Below are 15,847 nucleotides of genomic sequence, written 5' to 3' on the forward strand. Positions count from 1 at the left end.
TCTCCCTCACATTTATGCCAACATCATCACATCATGAAATAAGATTCGTAACTTGCTGTTTTGTTTCTCCGTGTGCCAGTGTCCGCAGTAGAACGCATTGTATTCGGCTGCATCTACGATTTCCTGCAGAAAGTGTTCCATCGTATTATCCACACCACTTTGATTTATGCCTGGCAGGAAGCACTCCACTGGACGCTGATCATATGGGCAAGTATGTGCCAGAATGATATCTTCGCGGTTGCCGTGGTCAAGCACTTTCTGTCGAATCACATCCATCTCCGCCGCCGTCAGTTGTTCGTCCGAAAACCAGTGATAACCCATCTGCAGCCGATATGGCTTGTCCACGGAGTACGCGCCACCTATGGCAAGGAAATCTCGCCCGTTGATATGATACCGCGCTCCGTCCTCTGCCATAATGAAACGAGGATAGATGTCTTCCACATAGGCAATATCGCCCATCCACTGGATTGGATGATATAATTCCGCCACCTCCGGGCTTGTAGGCCGCAGTTCATGATTTCCATGGATACAAAGGATCGTGGCCGGGATCATCGCCAGTTCATCTTTATCCCGCTGATCTCTCCAGTCACCAAAATAATTGATTCCAACGTCGCCGAGGATTATAAGGAGATCACGGTCAGTAATGCTGTGTCGTATTGATTGGGTGATCAGGTCTCTGAAATCTGCATGCGTATCGCCAGTCAGATAAATATGTTCAAACTCCTGCATAGTTCTTTTTGATCTCCTCCCAGAAATCAAGACCTTTCAGCCTATATTCCTGCTCCATATCATACAAATGACGTGCGAGAAACCTACCAATATCTTCACAGTTTTTCTGTACCTGTTCTTTGACATTTTCGGTCGCTTTCACATAGTGCACGGTACTTCCGGTGGGCTCTTTCGTCTTGGGATCGAATCCAGCGGAGATCATAGCAACACAAAACTCGCCTTCTTCAACTACTGCATTCTTCGGTAAGGCCGCCCCTTCTTTAACTTTCAGGTAATATGGGATATTCGAGTCCGGATTCCCCGGGTCTATTTCTCCCATACGGCCAGCAAGCATGAATCTGCCCGTTTCAATCATCTGTCGTCACTCTCCCTCAAAGTCGTTTTCCATTTCAATCGGCTCAGATACAATCCCGCGCTAATAGTTCTCCATTGTCGAATCCATCATCGTAAGGGATGCAGCAGACAGAGTGTTCTCCGCATCCATAGCTTTCCTTCGCTTCCTGTCGATTTCAATCCACTCATCCAGTGTCATCGGCTGATAATCGCTGAACATACAGAAGCAATTAATCATATTGCAAGGGATCGGCTCCGGCTCTGTTGAATGACGTGACATCACCTTTGTTTCCCTTGTTTCCATGATGAACCGGTTGACCAGGGCTTCATCGTGCGTATTATGCACATGACCGTACAGCATATAGGTCAGTGGTCGACCATCCTTGTCCCGCCGGTACTGTCCTTTATAACAGAATACGGGATAATGTGAGAGAATGACATTTCTCCCATTATCGCGGATTTCGGCATATTGCTGCCTGGATCGGAGCTGATGATCCTCAAAGAACTTATTATCAAGATACCTTTTGTCGTGGTTCCCGATAATCAGGTGCTTCTTACCATTCAGGCTCTCCAATATCCCGGATGTCTGAAAGCCTCCTGCCAGGCTGAGATCGCCCAGGATATATACGGCATCGTTCTTCGTTACTTTTGAATTCCATCTCCGGATCATGTGGTTGTTCATCTCTTCCACAGAAGCAAAGCCGCGTTTATCCATTTCTGTATTCAAACGGCGATGATAAAAATGGCAATCAGCGATATACAGCGTTCGCGCCGGGGCTGTTTTGAGAGATCTCACAAAGCCTTTGATTCGGTTTTGAAGCATCACAACTTCATCCAGACCATATTCTGCTTCCATCCGTTCCGCCATTATTCGATGATAATCTTCGGTTATGCCGTCATAATATCCACCGCCAGCATGAAAGCCCATGTTACGCTGTTTCTCCGCCTGACGCTTAATACCTTCCTCATTGCCGAAGTATGCGCAGCGGAAGAAATCAAACGCGTGGAGTGACTGCCGAGCCGTATTCTCTGACAATTCCGTTTGATGTGGGAGCTCTTCCAGCGTCTGTGAATCTCCGGCGTGAAGCACTTTCATTCTGGCAAAGCAGATATCCCGCAGGACTATTGATTCCCGATTCGACAGCTGCATCTTCGGCTTATCGTTCAATTCCCTGTCCTCCGTTGTTTATTCTTTTCACCACAGTTTCCACCAATAATCATAAACTTTCCGATACATTCCATGCTGAAGCACCCTCTTTGATTTCCGCACCTTCTTGCTGCCGCATCGCCGAAGATATTGAGCATTTCTGCTTTGGTAAAACCGAATCAACCGGTCTTTTCTTTTATCATAATACACGCCAACAAGACATGAGTTTCTGGTCGCTCTGTATGTCTTTCTTAGCCTGTGGTTGTCGCCGATCTTCCTTTTATAGCTCATTTATCATCTTCCTGCTATCTAGTTTGATTTCGTTTGCATCTTCTTTAACTTGACATTTATCAAGTATTATGCTATCCTATCCGCAGGAGGTGAGCTCATGGAACAGATTATCCATATTCCACAGGATCTGACGCACCTCAGCTGGTCTAAAATTCGCGGATCATCCGGAACAGCTGGTTCTTTTCTGAAAGCTCAGGAGACTACTCCGGAAGGTAAAACCTACTATAAACTTTCGGATTATGACTCCTTCCATGGTGTCACGGGTCATGAATCTGTCAACGAAATCATTGCAGATCGCCTGCTTACTATACTTGACATTCCTCATCTCTCTTACCAGCTGATCCATGCGGATATTATCGTAGATGAGAAGCCGATTCGCACCTGGCTGTGTGCTTCCCGGAATTTCCGTCAGCGCGGAGAAAAGAAAGACGCTCTTGACAACTATTATGACAGTCATAAGCTTTCCAGTGAATCACCACTGGAATTCTGCGTTCGGTACGGCTGGGCAGAATACATTTACCAGATGCTCGTTGTCGATTACCTGATTCTGAACCGGGACCGGCATGGCGCAAACATGGAGGTACTGACCAATCGGTATCGGAAAACCATAAGGCTGGCTCCTCTCTTCGATCACGGCGTTTCCCTCTTCTGCCGCTGCCGCAGCATCGAAGAATTGGAAAAGGAGGATGTTATGGCGGATAAACCAGTTCAGTGTTTTGTGGGTTCCCGTTCCGCTTGGGACAACCTCCGGCTCGTCCCGCGTGATCAATTCCCGCGTTTATCTCCGTTAAAGGAAAGTGACCGGGCCTACCTGCTGGACGGGTTGGACGAAGCCCTGGATCAGCATTGGCTTGACCGCAGCTGGGAAATGATTTGGAGGAGGTGGCAAGCATATGAGAATCTTCGCAATCAAGGATGAGACCATGCCGCAGGATACGATCCTCGGATATCTCATTTACCACGAAACCTCCAAAGCCTTCTTTATTGAGCTTCCAGACGGCGCTGACAGCTGGGACATGCCGCTCCTTCTCTCTTCCTTTGCGGATCGCGGAGAGTACAGCATCGACAGCAACTGGAGCCGCCGTTTTGTGCAGCAGCGTATCATTCCACAGGATCGCCAGAACATTGGGCAGATTCTGCGGGATAACGGGCTGAAAGAATACGATGAGTTCTCCCTTCTGATGCTCACTATGGGTCGCTGCGAACAGGATGACTGCTATCTGGAAGAAATCCCATCCGATCCCCTCCCTGAACTGCTCGCCCGCCGCTGGAAAACCAAAGTGGAAGAGGTCGTTCCTTTAGAATGCCCCCGTCTGCTGGTTTTCTTCGCGAACGGAACAGCAAAGGTCATCGATTCTCAGGAACTATCGTCTCCAACAATTGCCCCTTATCTGGCCAGTCAGGAACGCTTCAACACCGTAGAGGTGCAGCCCGATGGTTTCGGTGTTTACTGGAATAATCAGGCAATGCTATCCCACCGGGAGCTGTATACACACGGAGTGACGATTCCCCTGACACTGGAAGCCTTGCATCATTATGTACAGAATCGCGTTGTCAGCGCATCGGAAGCATGCAGGATCCTCGATTGTTCCCGACAGAATATCGATGACCTGATGCGCCGAGATAAGCTGCATCCAATCCGTACCGATGCTAAATACAAGCTGTTCTCCAAAGCGGAAGTAATACAGCGCCGAAAAGACTGATCCTGTTGAGCACTGTCATAACGATGGTGCTCTTTTTTCTATTCCTCATTTTTCAGCATTTCTATAAAAATGCCTGCCATACAGCCATGTGGGAAGCCCACGGCCAACCGCTTTCACGCCGGACCATGCTCATGGATTTCAGCACGTTGCCATGCCTGCGTCATCGTTGTCCTTTGTCCTTTCACAGTTAATTGGTTTGATCGTTGACGGTTTCCGGTTCACAAAGCACAGTTCACACAAAACAGTTGATTCTTGTGTAAGCCATTTTACACAGGCGGGATTCGGACCCGCGCTTCATGATAACTGGTCATGCGTTCAATCCACTGAACTATTGTTAACGGCTTTAACGACTCTGTTGCAGAGAGTCTTCAGGAGCCCGTACTGGGGCGACGGGCAAGCCCATTTGCAGAATAACCCCTCTGCGGGGAAAGCGGGTTCAGAGCTTTCGTATGGCAGGCATGATCATCAGAATTCTATGGTTGTGGTCGCATTGGATACCTTGATCTGTGTATCCAGTTCCGTCAGCAGCGTATCGATCTTCTCCTTCAGCTCCTGCATTTTCTTCTGGCTTTCCAGCGGGTCAATAACCTCTGTCGTGTTCTCGCGGATATACGCATCCACCACTTCCAATGGCTTCGTATCCTTTACCTTGCTGTCCTTTCCCAGGATACTGAGGCGCATGGTTTCCGCCTGTGATTCCAGTCCCCTGTTCTTAAATTCCGCCGCCTGCACAGCCGCCTGATACTGACGCTCCATCTGGTTTATCAGAAGCCCCTCGAAATTTGCTTTTGCGTCATAGATTCCTGTCTCCCGAAGGCGGTTCCGCAGAGCAATGGCACTGACGACAGTATAATCACCGTAGCTTGTCTTTATCGTGGTCGCCGCATTTGAAGCCACAATCGCTGCATCGATGCGCTGATAACGGTCAATCAGATCCATGATCTGCTGATACGCCGCCGAAGCTGCTTTTTCATATTCCTCCGTGGTCACATGTGCTGCGACCGTCTTTTCTTCATTTCGTTTCTTGGTATCTACCAGTTGGATCTTCTGAATCTTATCGCCGATCTTCTTAACAAGCAGGTCGCGCTCATCCAGCGCCTGCGTTACCAGCATTTTCTCCGACATTCTATTCTTCCTCCTCTTCCGGAGTTTTTGCTGTAATATCGAGCTGATCCCCAATCTTGTGAAGGACATCCGCCAGTCTGAAAGCAAGGCCAGTCAGCCATTCTGTAGTACGCCCTTTTGTGACTTCTTCCCTCTCATCTTCTGTAAGATCGCTGAAGCAGATATTTCGCCAGCGGCCGTTTCTTTTCGTCCGAAAATAAACTCCGTCTAATGCGCGTTCTTCGGGATAATTCTGCATCGTTTCTTCAGACATGTTTATCATCAACTCCTTCAGCGGCTTCTTCTGCGAGCTTTCGTTTCAATGCCTGAGCTTCGGTTTCGCCTTTAAAGACCGGATAAAAACGAACCAGCCGAATGCCCACACGCTCTGTCTCCTGTGGTTGTTCCCGATATTGTCTATCGGAACCTTCTGAATCTGTTTCCGCCTTTCTTAGTCCGGCCTCTATTGTCGCCTCAAAGAATTCGTCTGGCGTCATGCAGCATTTGGCGGCTGCACGTTCCAGTTCCAGTTTTTTCTCCTGTGAAGCTTCAAACTCGTAGATCCAGTACTTAATGTTTTCATCCTCTATGAACAGATCTCTTTCCTGCATTAAGCGTTCATAGTACTCACGCGCCATACAGACGACGTCCCTTTGTCCGTTGGAGCGAATCATAACAGGATTCCCGTATCGCCGGAGGAAATCATCCTGATCCTCGCATGCACGAAATTCATCTGCAGATATTTCTGGGATTTTTATAGGATTATCTGCATGCCTATCTTCCATCGCTTCAACACCTCACTGTCAGATAATTTCTATCAATCGTAACACGCCGCCGGTTGCTCCCTGTCATTGAACCTGTGGTATAACCCAGGCAAAGGCCACTCTTCATTTTCATCATGCATTGTCTGGGCCTGTTTCCTCTGCAGCAGTTCCTACCCCTTCAACCTGCTGTTCAGCCGTTTCCGTATCCTCGCTGCCATCATCTGTCTCTTCAAAGGTCATGTCTTTTGCGCCGTAAAGCGTTCTCAAGGAAAGCCTTCGTTTGTTTTTCAAATTGTATTGGATCATCATTGCCTCCGCAAAGCCCATAGCTCCCGGCCGACGTTCCTTGGCCGTGCGGATGATGGACTTCACAGACACCTGACCCAGATGGTCCTTGAACACATCTTCCTTGAGTGAATCGCCATAGGCCACAAGGATACGGGCAATCGCCATCAGCATATTGCCTGAAAGGGAATTCGCTTCACCCTCCCATGTCCCTACAGCAAGACGAAGTGCGCTGTCCATCACTGCCTGACCATATTTATCGTAGATTTTTTCCAGTGTTGAAATGGCACATACGCCATTCAGCTGCTGCGTGCTGGTCACCCTTAGCCCATAGGACTCCACGATGGATTTGATCATCATCTGTTTCGGATCGCCAGCCTCGATATGCGCCTTGAAGGTTTCGTACGGCACAAGGCTCTTGACATGCTTCTGCTGGTTGGCAAAAGTATGCGCTTCCTCCGTATACTGCATTTCATACACCATACACCAAACCGGCGTATCCCGGGAGCCGGACACAGAAGCGACGATTTCAACCGTATGCTGACCGTCAAAAACAAAATTGATCCCGTCCCGGCGACTCACCTTAACCGGGTTAATCTGATATATGTCAAATTCCTCTACCGTTTTCCGGATATGCCCTTCCGAAAGCGGGCGCTGATAATCCTGGTTCGATACCAGGTTCCGGATCGGTATCAGTTCAAACGTCACATCCGGTATGCAGCGTTTCTGTCTCTCTGTCAACATACTCTCGTCCATATCCCATTACTCCCAATAATTCATCAATCTCGCCTTCCAGCCGGATAAGACTCCGGGCGAGCTGGTCTTTGCCGTTTTCTGTTGCCCGATCCGTTTTCTTTTTCGCTTAAGACCACACTATAGTAGGGAGTGTGGAATGTGGTGGTCTTGATCATATTTTTCCAAAGTATAAGTTGCTATGTGCATAGATCAGAGGTAATACACGTATGGCTTATGCGGGCATTCAAAGGAGGTTATATATGCCCGTAAACTACAATCAGCTCGGCGATCGCATAAAGCACTTCCGAGAAGAAAAGAGCTTTACTCAAGAACTACTCTCTGAGAAGCTTAGTCTTGCCCGCGAAAATATCAATCGATACGAAAACGGGAGCAAGCATCCCAGTCTCGACACTGTGGTGGACATCGCTAATGCCCTCGGCATTTCGGTTGATGATCTACTCGTCGACAGCCTTGAACATCCGATCTCCACAGCGGACTCGGAGATTCATCGACTGCTCCTTGATTGCAACAAGATTGAGGAGCAGGTACTGACAAAGACCGTAGCGGAATTAAAGAAAATCCTGTACGGTCTCGGAATTTAGCAAATAAAAAACTGCCCGTGTAAGTCGGCAGCGGCACCCGTTTTCACAGCTGGGTGCTGTCTGTCTCACACAGGCAGTTTATTTGTTTTCAGTTTTATTGTGCGATCCGATCGTTGTAGAAATCGTCCAGGAACTGGCAGAATCCTACTTCCATGCTCTGAACATAACATTTCCCTGAGAAGCCGTCCAGCACCATCTTCACCGCATCCATCAGTTTCTCCGTTTTCGGGTCATCACTGGGTCTAAGACCGTCCTCGGCCCAGGCAGTAGCCCTGTCAAGGAGATCGGCAAGCGCAGCGCCATCAATTGTGCCGGTACCGACTACTCTGCCCAGTTCCTTCTTCACTTCTCCCGTACTGCTCAGGTATCTGGTGAGGATCAATGCGATCGCCGTATCATAGGCGTTGAAATCGTACTTGTTGGTCATATGTGCCCGAACCCCTTTCCTGTTTTTCAAGACCAGAGAATAAATGAAGATGCTGCACATTGCAATAGGGAAAGAAGAAAGATACTGTATAGTTAGACTTTACCAGTACCAGGTTCTGCAACTCTTTTCTCCTAATATTGTGCTGTTTTTAGGAGCATCTTTCCATTAGGAGAAAACCTTGGCATAAGCAAAAAAGAGCCCGCCGGATCACTTTCGCAGCAATCTCAGCGGGCATTCGCATTAACACTCGACCTGTACATCATCATCGCTTACCAGCTCCCGACTCACCTCCCGGTTGAACCTGCCTTCATCCATGGTCTCCCATCCGAGAGCTTTCACGATTTCAGCAATCAGGCTCTCCTCGCTGATCAACCTGCAGCGGCAGCCATTCCCTTTCTGACCCTTCTGCCGTTCCCGGCAGTTCCAGGCTTTGTAGTAGACGCCACCCTTCGTCTTCAAGGTCCTGCGTACAAAAGGAGCACCACATTCTCCACAGAATACTTTTCCGTAGAGGAAGTGGTGCTCACCGGCTCCGATGATTCCATTTTTCAGATTGTCCTTAAAGCCTTTCTTGATCGCCTGCGCCTGATCCCACAACTCCCTGCTGACGATGCCTTCATGATCATCGGTCAGGTAGTAATCCTTGTAGTCGTGGCGCTTCATCGGCTGGTGTGTCAGGTAATCTGTCGGCGGCTGCTTCATGAGGTGTTTATCGCCGACGTAGGTCTCATTGCTCAGAATGTAGCGAACTGCCTCAACAGTGAACTTCCCACCGCGTAGGGTCTTCGCTCCTTTCTCAGACAATGCTCTGCAGATGCCGGAATAGCTCTCCCCGGCAACATACCGTTCAAAGATCTCCCGGATGATCCAGGCGTCCTGGTTCGGCACCAGCTTTCCATCTACACCGTCATACCCGAGAATCCGGTTGCTGCCGATGTTATAGTCTCCGTTTGCAAACCTCTGCTGATAAGCCCAGCGCCGGTTCAGGCCGATGGAGTTGCTTTCATCCTGGGAGATTGCTCCCAGCAGTGCAAGCTGGAAATTGCTGGTCGGGTCATCCGTGCGGATGTTCTCCTTTTCAAAGATGACCGTCACATTGTTTGCTTTCAGGCGGTCAACGTATTCCTGGCAGTTGCCGACATTTCGGGAGAACCTGGGGATGTCATTAAATAGTTATGGCAAACAGTAAGCCATGCATTGAATGACGACGACAACCCGGCGGGCGCTGACGGCGTTCTGACCCTGAAAGGCAATCAAGGCATAGGAAAGACAAGTTTCTTTGCGGTTATTGCCCTGAAAGCAGATTGGTTTTCCGAGGGTGTAAGCATCAATACCGATAACAAAGATACCATCATACAGGCAACGGGCAGTCTGATTGCAGAATTGGGCGAACTGGACAGCATATTGAAGCGGGAGCAATCCGCGCAGAAAGCGTTCCTGACTGCCGCCCGTGATATGTACCAACTGCCTTATGCCCGCGCAGCCGTGCGCAGACCGCGCCGGACAAGTTTTTGCGCGACAGTAAACCCGGAAGAATTCTTGAATGACGAAACAGGCAGCTGCCGTTTTTGGACGGTTCACGTTGGAAATATCGACGTTGAACGCCTGAACAGCCTTTCCAACAATAATGCGTTCCTGCTGCTTGCCCGCGACGACAGCGGGCGAATTACGGCGGTTTACCTGATCACCCCGCAAAGCGTCGAGTTCGTCCCCGGTACAGACGGCGCGTTATACCTTGACTGCCTGTTCCCGGACGGCAGACAGGTTTTATTCCCCTATGCCGATATAGTCCACTTGCGGCGGCATTTCCTGACTAACGATCTGTTAGGCGACGGGAACGCGCCGTTGTTCCCCCCTGCTTGACACGGCGGAAACGCTGACACAGGGCATTGCAGCAAGCGTAAAAAACGGAACAAGCATTCGCGGCGTTCTGAAATTTACGTCGCTTGTCAATCCGGCGCAGGTGAAAATGGAAAAGGAAAAGCTGCATTGCGGACGCAATCGGCGCGGCTATTGTTTCCGGCACGGGCAACGGACAGCCCACGGGCATTCTGTCCGGCATTACGTGGAACAACAAAAACCGCATTCAGACAACGGAACTGACCGCCGACAACCTGCTTGCAGCCGTCGCCCTGCTGCCTGCCGGATATGCGGGCGGGGCAAAGTTCGCAATGTCCACGGCAACCCTGTTCGGCAGCGTGTACCCGCTCAAAGACGGCGAAAACCGTTATTTCTTCACTGACCCGGAGCGCGGCGGCGTTCGTCGTCTGTTCGGTTTTGAAATCGTACTTGACGACAATATCCCCGCCGGAACAATCCTTTTCGGGAATTTTCGCTATTACGGCGTGAACATCCCGCAGGGCGTGGCAATCGAGGTTTCCCGCGAAAGCGGCTTTACAAGCGGCCTGATTGATTACCGGGCGTTGTGCATCGCGGACGGCAAGCCCATTGTTCCGGGCGAGTTCGTCAAAGTAGAGGTACAGGCGGCGTAATGCCGCCTTGCCCGGAAAGGACGGCAAAGCAAAATGATTTTCACGATTGAAGAAGCCCGCGACATTTTACGGATAGACGCCAGCGACAACGACGCAATGATTTTTGCTTTGCTGTCCGCTGTCCCGCCCTATCTTGAAGCGACAACGGGTTACACGGCAGTAAACGAGGAATATTCCCCCTTAGCGCAGGCGGCGGGGCGGTTCCTGCTTCAATTATGGTATTACGGCGATAATGCCGAAACGGACAAGCTGCAAAGGGTTATCGACAGCCTTTTGAAAGCGTTGTCGGCGGAACGGGCGCAGGCATGACGCGGGCGCAGTTCTACCACGGGAAAGCATGGCGGCGACTGTCCAAAGCGTTCCTTATGTCAAAACATTACATTTGTGAACGTTGCGGACAGCCTGCCGAAATCGCCCATCATAAAATATACCTGACCGCTGAAAACGTGCTTGACCCGGAAATATCACTAAATCCCGGCAACCTTGAAGCCCTTTGCATGAACTGTCACAACGCGGAGCATTTCGGACAGGGCGGCGCAACGGCGGGGCTTGCCTTTGATGAAACCGGAAACATTATTCAGAAAGGAAATAGAAAGCAATGAAACAGTCTTTGAAAGAAGCATATCACGCAGAACGTGAACGCGCTATTGTCACCCTTTACAATACCGTGCGCAGGTTCCGCGAACAGTTGGATTTAGAGGCGGAACGGGAATGCTGCCTTGACTCAGAAAGCGCCGCATTTACACAGGCATATATTCCCGCGCAGCTTGCGTTATTGCAGCTTATGAAAGAAGGAAACCGCGACTATTGCAACGGTATGGGCGTATTTCCGGCAGCTTTCCGGGAATGAGATTTACAGAGTGACCACACAGTCCACGGAAGAAGTTATGTTTGTTATCAATTACCGCACGGACATAACGACCGAAAACGTGATACTGTATAAAGGCGTAAAGTATAATATCGTCCGCGTGGACGTTTTCGAGGGCTACAAAAGCGATCTGACCTTATATTGCAAATGGCAGGCTTAAACGCCCGCCGCTTTCTGAATTTCTGCTATTATTATGTCCTGTTCTGCTTTGTCAACCCCGTCAGCGTCCAACGCTTCACGGGTTCCGCATTCCGGTCAGATTTCCGTTTTGTTGTCTGCCCGCGACATTGCCGGATAACCTGTATATGTCTTTCCGCATTTCGGACAGACAGCGGTTTTTTCATGCCTGTTCTGTTCGTCCTGTTCCATTGCGGCCGTCGCTGTCGGCACAATTTCGGCAGCATCCGCGCAGCGGGCGGAAACATTCGAGTTTTCAGGGATGGTAACGGTATAACCGTTTTCGTCCGGCGTTGCAATCACATGAAAAGGTTTCGACATAATGACACCGCCTTTTATCTATCAATCAACTGTTTTAAGAATGCCTGTGCTTCATAGTGATTGATTGACGAACCATTAACCTGTTCAAGAATTGAAACAAGCGCTTTTCCGTTAAATTGTGCAACACCCCTTGAATTTCTTCCTGCCCAATGCTGTTGTAGGTTTGTAGCACCTATCAATCTATCATCGAACGCAGAAACCAAACGGGCGACAATATTCTTGTTTTCGTCTATTCCAAGCAAGTAAATCATGTAAACCGATTTTTGTGTGGACAAGAATTCAAGCAGCTTGTCAATGTTGTAAGCTTTGGGGTTCCCGTCTAAAAACAGAACCTTTGTCTTTATGTCCGTTTCAGTAATATAGGACGGATATGTTTTTGAATAATCCCCAAGTTTATCTTCCGTCTTGAAAATTGGCAACGGTGAACTAGAATGCAGGGCGTTAATGATTTTGTCCTTCAAAGTAGACCCATCATCCGTAATGAGATATTCAATAACCCGACCGCGCATATTGACATTATCAATGAATGCGGCAATAGCAATTTCGCCTTGAACCCGTGATACTCTACTATCAAGGTCATTATTCAAATCAACATATTCCGGAGACTGCAAAAAGCGTTCTGCCCTATCCACTGATAAAAGGATATTGCGTTCTTCCATAGAAGAAACAGGAAATTTCAAATTGCGGCCTACTATGTCGTTTGTGCTTTCAACTAAACGTTCAAGATTATCTTGAAATGACAGTCCGGCATGATATGCAAATAACCTTTGAAAGTTATCCGGCGCATTATCAATAGAGTCATATTCAAGCATAATATCGCTACCGTTGAAACTTCCACGTATATTGTCGATTCTTAATTCCTGTGAAGAATGGCTAATCTTCTTCAAAAAAGTGGAGTTGGCCAACATCAAATAGTTGGTATCAGGCGTTACAACGCAAACTATAAACGGTTCACCATCGTATTTCTGTAATGCTGACAACGATAATACAGTATTACTCATTCGTTTGCTTTTTGCTTTGCTGAACCTTATAGCAAAATCAGGAGAATAGAACACCTTTCTATCCTGAACAAGATTGAATTCTTTCTTGACCATGGATGAAAGCTTTTCTTTGTCGCCAATGCCGTCAAAGTGTTGTATATAGGCAACAAGTCTGTTAATAGCGTCACGATTATACATTTTCGCTCCAATCTTGCAACGTCAATTGTGCATTGTTTGATTTTTTCTGCAATGCGGCGGTATTTCGTTCCCAAAAGACCCCATCGGCATAACCTTGAATTGTGCGGTCTGTTTCTGCCATTTCAAGTCTTTTTTCTGCCCACACGCAGTATTGTTCGTTTATTTCTATTCCGGAAAAATGTCGGTTTAATTTCTTTGCAGTTACAGACGTTGACCCCGAACCTAAAAACGGGTCAAACACTATGTTACCGGGATTAGAACTTGCAAGTATCAGCTTTGCAAGCAACTTTTCTGATTTTTGCGTAGGGTGTGCAGTGTTCTCGGGCATTGACCAATACGGAATAGAAATGTCATCCCAAAAATTTGACGGGTATGTATTTCTGAAATTTCCGGCTGCCGTTTCTTCCCAGTCTTTAGGCTTCCCGTCAACTTTATACGGAGCTATTACCTTACGGCGTATCTTCACATCTTCCACATTAAAGGTATATGATTTTGAGTTTGTAGCAAACCATATATCTTCCATTCCGTTTTTCCAATTACTTAAAGCACCGCGTCCTTTTTCCCTTTGCCATGTAATGCGGTTCTGAATGTTGAAATGCCTTTTTAACACTGTTCCGACAGCGGAACTTGACTGCCAATCACAGCACACATATATTGTTGCATTCGGCTTGAGGAGAGGTATTATTTTTTCAACCCAACTTTCAGTATATTCGATGTATAATTCATCCGTTGTTTTCTTGAACTTCTTGCCGTTGAAATTCTTGTCAAGATTATACGGCGGGTCTGCAACCAGCAAGTCAACAAATCCTGTAGGAAGATACGGCATGACTTCAAAGCAATCGCCTAAAATAGTTCTATCAAGAATGTCGGATAATTCGACTTTTTTATTTACTGAAATGCATCTTTCAAGGTACTGCTGACCTTCTTCAACGGAAATATCTATGGTTTTATTCCGTCCTGCTTTTTCCATTGGCATAGTGGTAGCTCCTCTTTTTCATATAATGTAAGCGTATTGTTCACTGGACATAATTACACATATTGCATTATACTATAAACCCGCTGCTTTCTTAATAGACAATCTGTGAATTTCTTCTTTTATCTTTTAGTATAGCTGTCTAAAAAACGGGGCAACTAAAATCTCTTGCGTCCTTGACAAGGGGTACAATTCATTACAATCTCATCCCGGAACTGTGTACTTTACTTAACATCCAGATCCATGATCTTTTCCATATGCAGGCGCAAACTGCCCTCAGCGATCTGGAGGATCGGGTCGTTAACAATCTCCGGAATCTTTCTCCCACAAGCCGAAAAGTCGTAGACAAAATGATCAGCACCATGGTCGATGAAGAGCTGATGGCAAAGGATCAGATGATGAAGGAGACGTTCGAGCTGTTCCTTGTGCGCCCCGGCACCCTGGCTGCTGGCACAGGAGACTACGTCCCGGAAGAGCCTCCGACCTACACGTTTCTTCGGAAGAATGATGTCAACAAGTACGCCGATGGCATTGCGCGGGTCAATGGGCACAGCATGGAGCCGGTTTATCTTGATGGCGATGATGTCTACTACAAAGAAGCCTCCGCCGCTTCACCTGGAGAAGATGTTATCGTGGATACCGATGACGGCGCTGTCATCAAGCGCGTGGACGATGACTATACCCTCTACTCTGTCAATCCCGATCCCCGGTATGCCTATCCTGAGAAGAACGAGCATAATACACTCGTCATTCGTGGCATTGTCCTGGGCACCGTACACTCCTCTGACCGCGCAAGTAAAGAGGATCGCGGCATCCTGGAAGACCTGTTTGTCGATGAGATCCGGGAGTTCAATGAAGAGCACAACCTTGATGGATGGGAATAGAAAGGGCAAAAGGACAAAGAAAGTCAAATTTCAAAAAGGGCAAAAAATAAGGGGATGGCCGCTGTTGACCATCCCCGTTTCTTTATATACTAACCCATGTCATTCTACCCACTTGCCTAAAAAAAAGCCTTACGGCTTGTAAAACCTCTGGAACAGCGGCAGTAAATATGATGCGCCGAACACACCGAGTTTTTTCGGCCCTGTTACAGTTCCATCTTTCTCTATCACTTCTAGGTATTTCTGGAATCCAAGCTCGACCGAACTCCGGCTTATGCTCTTTTCCCGTTTCTCGCCGTCCTTTACAATCCACAGCTCGTTACCATAGCCAGGGATAGAATACCCGTCATAATGTCGACCGCCTGAACCACCCTTACGACTGACCTGATAAGTGTATTCCACACCGGGGCTTGTGCCTCGTCCAGATGTGGTAAATGGATAGCCGGAGAAGATGCACACACACTGCCAGAGCGCAGCCGTGATCTTCTCTATGCTGCCTGTGTCTACCACCACCTTCATCTTCTTCGTCGCTCTGTACCTCCTGTGCCGATCTGCAATGCTGGTCGTCTGCAGCAGGTTGTATGCAAGATTCTCATATGGAAGATAGCCATAGACGGCGGCGGGTTTAAGGCGGAGCGCTGCTCTAATCTCCTCTATGGTCTTCCCCTCGCTTTTCATACGCTGCACAATTGTGGCAGTCGGGGATGAGAAATAATCTGCAGTGATCAGCAGTTTCCTTGTCCTGATTACCATTGTACCGAGCTGCTCTGCGACAGAACGAAGGGACGGTAGTTCAGAACTACGGCTGGAGTTGAACGAACGGAGCTTTTGCCGCTT

At 48.2% G+C, this 15,847-nt stretch carries 22 protein-coding genes; 10 read left to right on the forward strand and 12 right to left on the reverse strand.

The genetic code is table 11. The features are described 5' to 3' along the window. Positions 1-12: 12 nt before the first annotated feature. From G4C92_RS02325 to G4C92_RS14855, 3 genes are read right to left on the reverse strand one after another with little or no spacing between them, the layout of a single operon-like run. Positions 13-729 carry a metallophosphoesterase gene (locus G4C92_RS02325; RefSeq protein WP_274941004.1) on the reverse strand — a complete coding sequence of 239 codons (717 nt, stop codon included), beginning with the start codon at positions 727-729 and terminating at the stop codon, positions 13-15. Then, a complete protein-coding gene (locus G4C92_RS02330; protein WP_274941005.1) occupies positions 716-1,084 on the reverse strand; it encodes a hypothetical protein in 369 nt (122 codons plus the stop codon). Before G4C92_RS02330 ends, G4C92_RS02325 begins: the two co-directional genes overlap by 14 nt. A gap of 60 nt (positions 1,085-1,144) precedes the next feature. Then, complete coding sequence (locus G4C92_RS14855) at positions 1,145-2,230, reverse strand: hypothetical protein (protein ID WP_330654760.1); 1,086 nt, start codon at positions 2,228-2,230, stop codon at positions 1,145-1,147. Positions 2,231-2,597: 367 nt separating this feature from the next. Between G4C92_RS14855 and G4C92_RS02340 the strand changes: the two genes are divergently transcribed. Further along, entirely contained in the window at positions 2,598-3,419 is an 822-nt protein-coding gene (locus G4C92_RS02340) for a HipA domain-containing protein (protein ID WP_274941006.1), read from the forward strand. Next, positions 3,394-4,203, forward strand: a complete 810-nt coding sequence (locus G4C92_RS02345; protein WP_274941007.1) for a DUF2442 domain-containing protein — start codon at positions 3,394-3,396, stop codon at positions 4,201-4,203. Before G4C92_RS02340 ends, G4C92_RS02345 begins: the two co-directional genes overlap by 26 nt. A gap of 465 nt (positions 4,204-4,668) precedes the next feature. On the opposite strand, the gene G4C92_RS02350 is transcribed toward G4C92_RS02345, so the two are convergent. The 4 genes from G4C92_RS02350 to G4C92_RS02365 all read right to left on the reverse strand — a co-directional run bounded on the left by G4C92_RS02350 (position 4,669) and on the right by G4C92_RS02365 (position 7,112). Beyond that, positions 4,669-5,328: a hypothetical protein gene (locus G4C92_RS02350; protein WP_274941008.1), complete on the reverse strand. Its 660-nt coding sequence runs from the start codon at positions 5,326-5,328 to the stop codon at positions 4,669-4,671. 1 nt (position 5,329) lies between these two features. Beyond that, the gene (locus tag G4C92_RS02355; protein ID WP_274941009.1) at positions 5,330-5,581 is read right to left on the reverse strand and encodes a hypothetical protein; all 252 of its coding nucleotides are present in this window, start codon (positions 5,579-5,581) and stop codon (positions 5,330-5,332) included. Then, positions 5,574-6,092 (reverse strand): hypothetical protein, encoded by a 519-nt coding sequence (locus G4C92_RS02360; protein WP_274941010.1) that lies wholly within the window; start codon positions 6,090-6,092, stop codon positions 5,574-5,576. The genes G4C92_RS02355 and G4C92_RS02360 overlap by 8 nt, the downstream gene beginning before the upstream one ends. 111 nt (positions 6,093-6,203) lie before the next feature. Beyond that, positions 6,204-7,112, reverse strand: coding sequence for a DUF6551 family protein (locus G4C92_RS02365; protein ID WP_274941011.1), 909 nt, complete (start codon positions 7,110-7,112; stop codon positions 6,204-6,206). A gap of 239 nt (positions 7,113-7,351) precedes the next feature. Here G4C92_RS02365 and G4C92_RS02370 point away from each other — a divergent pair, with 239 nt between their 5' ends. Then, complete coding sequence (locus tag G4C92_RS02370) at positions 7,352-7,693, forward strand: helix-turn-helix domain-containing protein (RefSeq protein WP_274941012.1); 342 nt, start codon at positions 7,352-7,354, stop codon at positions 7,691-7,693. A 94-nt stretch (positions 7,694-7,787) separates the two neighbouring features. Here the strand turns inward: G4C92_RS02370 and G4C92_RS02375 are convergent, their stop codons facing one another. After that, complete coding sequence (locus tag G4C92_RS02375; RefSeq protein WP_274941013.1) at positions 7,788-8,120, reverse strand: hypothetical protein; 333 nt, start codon at positions 8,118-8,120, stop codon at positions 7,788-7,790. Positions 8,121-8,360: 240 nt separating this feature from the next. Further along, positions 8,361-9,281: a recombinase family protein gene (locus G4C92_RS02380; protein WP_330654870.1), complete on the reverse strand. Its 921-nt coding sequence runs from the start codon at positions 9,279-9,281 to the stop codon at positions 8,361-8,363. A gap of 36 nt (positions 9,282-9,317) precedes the next feature. On the opposite strand from G4C92_RS02380, the gene G4C92_RS02385 reads away from it, so the two are divergent. The 6 genes from G4C92_RS02385 to G4C92_RS15165 all read left to right on the forward strand — a co-directional run bounded on the left by G4C92_RS02385 (position 9,318) and on the right by G4C92_RS15165 (position 11,640). Beyond that, the gene (locus G4C92_RS02385) at positions 9,318-9,983 is read left to right on the forward strand and encodes a VapE domain-containing protein (protein ID WP_274941014.1); all 666 of its coding nucleotides are present in this window, start codon (positions 9,318-9,320) and stop codon (positions 9,981-9,983) included. Positions 9,984-10,168: 185 nt separating this feature from the next. Continuing rightward, positions 10,169-10,612: a phage major capsid protein gene (locus G4C92_RS02390; protein ID WP_274942043.1), complete on the forward strand. Its 444-nt coding sequence runs from the start codon at positions 10,169-10,171 to the stop codon at positions 10,610-10,612. Between the two features lie 33 nt (positions 10,613-10,645). After that, positions 10,646-10,921, forward strand: coding sequence for a head-tail connector protein (locus G4C92_RS02395; RefSeq protein WP_274941015.1), 276 nt, complete (start codon positions 10,646-10,648; stop codon positions 10,919-10,921). A 56-nt stretch (positions 10,922-10,977) separates the two neighbouring features. Beyond that, positions 10,978-11,214 (forward strand): HNH endonuclease, encoded by a 237-nt coding sequence (locus G4C92_RS02400; RefSeq protein ID WP_274941016.1) that lies wholly within the window; start codon positions 10,978-10,980, stop codon positions 11,212-11,214. After that, positions 11,211-11,462: a hypothetical protein gene (locus G4C92_RS02405; protein WP_274941017.1), complete on the forward strand. Its 252-nt coding sequence runs from the start codon at positions 11,211-11,213 to the stop codon at positions 11,460-11,462. Before G4C92_RS02400 ends, G4C92_RS02405 begins: the two co-directional genes overlap by 4 nt. A 1-nt stretch (position 11,463) precedes the next feature. After that, a complete protein-coding gene (locus G4C92_RS15165; protein WP_408611789.1) occupies positions 11,464-11,640 on the forward strand; it encodes a phage head closure protein in 177 nt (58 codons plus the stop codon). Positions 11,641-11,992: 352 nt separating this feature from the next. Here the strand turns inward: G4C92_RS15165 and G4C92_RS02415 are convergent, their stop codons facing one another. Both G4C92_RS02415 and G4C92_RS02420 read right to left on the reverse strand, forming a co-directional pair. Continuing rightward, positions 11,993-13,156: a hypothetical protein gene (locus tag G4C92_RS02415; RefSeq protein WP_274941018.1), complete on the reverse strand. Its 1,164-nt coding sequence runs from the start codon at positions 13,154-13,156 to the stop codon at positions 11,993-11,995. Continuing rightward, positions 13,149-14,126, reverse strand: coding sequence for a DNA-methyltransferase (locus G4C92_RS02420; protein WP_274941019.1), 978 nt, complete (start codon positions 14,124-14,126; stop codon positions 13,149-13,151). The genes G4C92_RS02415 and G4C92_RS02420 overlap by 8 nt, the downstream gene beginning before the upstream one ends. A gap of 353 nt (positions 14,127-14,479) precedes the next feature. Here G4C92_RS02420 and G4C92_RS02425 point away from each other — a divergent pair, with 353 nt between their 5' ends. Further along, a complete protein-coding gene (locus G4C92_RS02425) occupies positions 14,480-15,013 on the forward strand; it encodes a S24 family peptidase (RefSeq protein WP_274941020.1) in 534 nt (177 codons plus the stop codon). 129 nt (positions 15,014-15,142) lie between these two features. On the opposite strand, the gene G4C92_RS02430 is transcribed toward G4C92_RS02425, so the two are convergent. Next, on the reverse strand, positions 15,143-15,763 hold the full coding sequence (locus G4C92_RS02430; protein ID WP_274941021.1) for a hypothetical protein: 621 nt from the start codon (positions 15,761-15,763) through the stop codon (positions 15,143-15,145). Positions 15,764-15,847: the final 84 nt, after the last annotated feature.

This window comes from Chordicoccus furentiruminis, assembly GCF_019355395.1.
Classification (GTDB): Bacteria; Bacillota; Clostridia; order Lachnospirales; family Lachnospiraceae; genus Chordicoccus; species Chordicoccus furentiruminis.

What these genes read in the sequence shown, in the direction of transcription:
- G4C92_RS02365 (WP_274941011.1), bottom strand. Translation starts at nt 7,112, where the DNA reads ATGGACGAGAGTATGTTGACAGAGAGACAGAAACGCTGCATACCGGAT.
- G4C92_RS02375 (WP_274941013.1), bottom strand. Translation starts at nt 8,120, where the DNA reads ATGACCAACAAGTACGATTTCAACGCCTATGATACGGCGATCGCATTG.
- G4C92_RS02420 (WP_274941019.1), bottom strand. Translation starts at nt 14,126, where the DNA reads ATGGAAAAAGCAGGACGGAATAAAACCATAGATATTTCCGTTGAAGAA.
- G4C92_RS02395 (WP_274941015.1), top strand. Translation starts at nt 10,646, where the DNA reads ATGATTTTCACGATTGAAGAAGCCCGCGACATTTTACGGATAGACGCC.
- G4C92_RS02430 (WP_274941021.1), bottom strand. Translation starts at nt 15,763, where the DNA reads ATGGTAATCAGGACAAGGAAACTGCTGATCACTGCAGATTATTTCTCA.
- G4C92_RS02370 (WP_274941012.1), top strand. Translation starts at nt 7,352, where the DNA reads ATGCCCGTAAACTACAATCAGCTCGGCGATCGCATAAAGCACTTCCGA.
- G4C92_RS02325 (WP_274941004.1), bottom strand. Translation starts at nt 729, where the DNA reads ATGCAGGAGTTTGAACATATTTATCTGACTGGCGATACGCATGCAGAT.
- G4C92_RS02415 (WP_274941018.1), bottom strand. Translation starts at nt 13,156, where the DNA reads ATGTATAATCGTGACGCTATTAACAGACTTGTTGCCTATATACAACAC.
- G4C92_RS02405 (WP_274941017.1), top strand. Translation starts at nt 11,211, where the DNA reads ATGAAACAGTCTTTGAAAGAAGCATATCACGCAGAACGTGAACGCGCT.
- G4C92_RS02350 (WP_274941008.1), bottom strand. Translation starts at nt 5,328, where the DNA reads ATGTCGGAGAAAATGCTGGTAACGCAGGCGCTGGATGAGCGCGACCTG.
- G4C92_RS02360 (WP_274941010.1), bottom strand. Translation starts at nt 6,092, where the DNA reads ATGGAAGATAGGCATGCAGATAATCCTATAAAAATCCCAGAAATATCT.
- G4C92_RS02340 (WP_274941006.1), top strand. Translation starts at nt 2,598, where the DNA reads ATGGAACAGATTATCCATATTCCACAGGATCTGACGCACCTCAGCTGG.
- G4C92_RS02330 (WP_274941005.1), bottom strand. Translation starts at nt 1,084, where the DNA reads ATGATTGAAACGGGCAGATTCATGCTTGCTGGCCGTATGGGAGAAATA.
- G4C92_RS02425 (WP_274941020.1), top strand. Translation starts at nt 14,480, where the DNA reads ATGATCAGCACCATGGTCGATGAAGAGCTGATGGCAAAGGATCAGATG.
- G4C92_RS02345 (WP_274941007.1), top strand. Translation starts at nt 3,394, where the DNA reads ATGAGAATCTTCGCAATCAAGGATGAGACCATGCCGCAGGATACGATC.
- G4C92_RS02355 (WP_274941009.1), bottom strand. Translation starts at nt 5,581, where the DNA reads ATGTCTGAAGAAACGATGCAGAATTATCCCGAAGAACGCGCATTAGAC.
- G4C92_RS02400 (WP_274941016.1), top strand. Translation starts at nt 10,978, where the DNA reads ATGTCAAAACATTACATTTGTGAACGTTGCGGACAGCCTGCCGAAATC.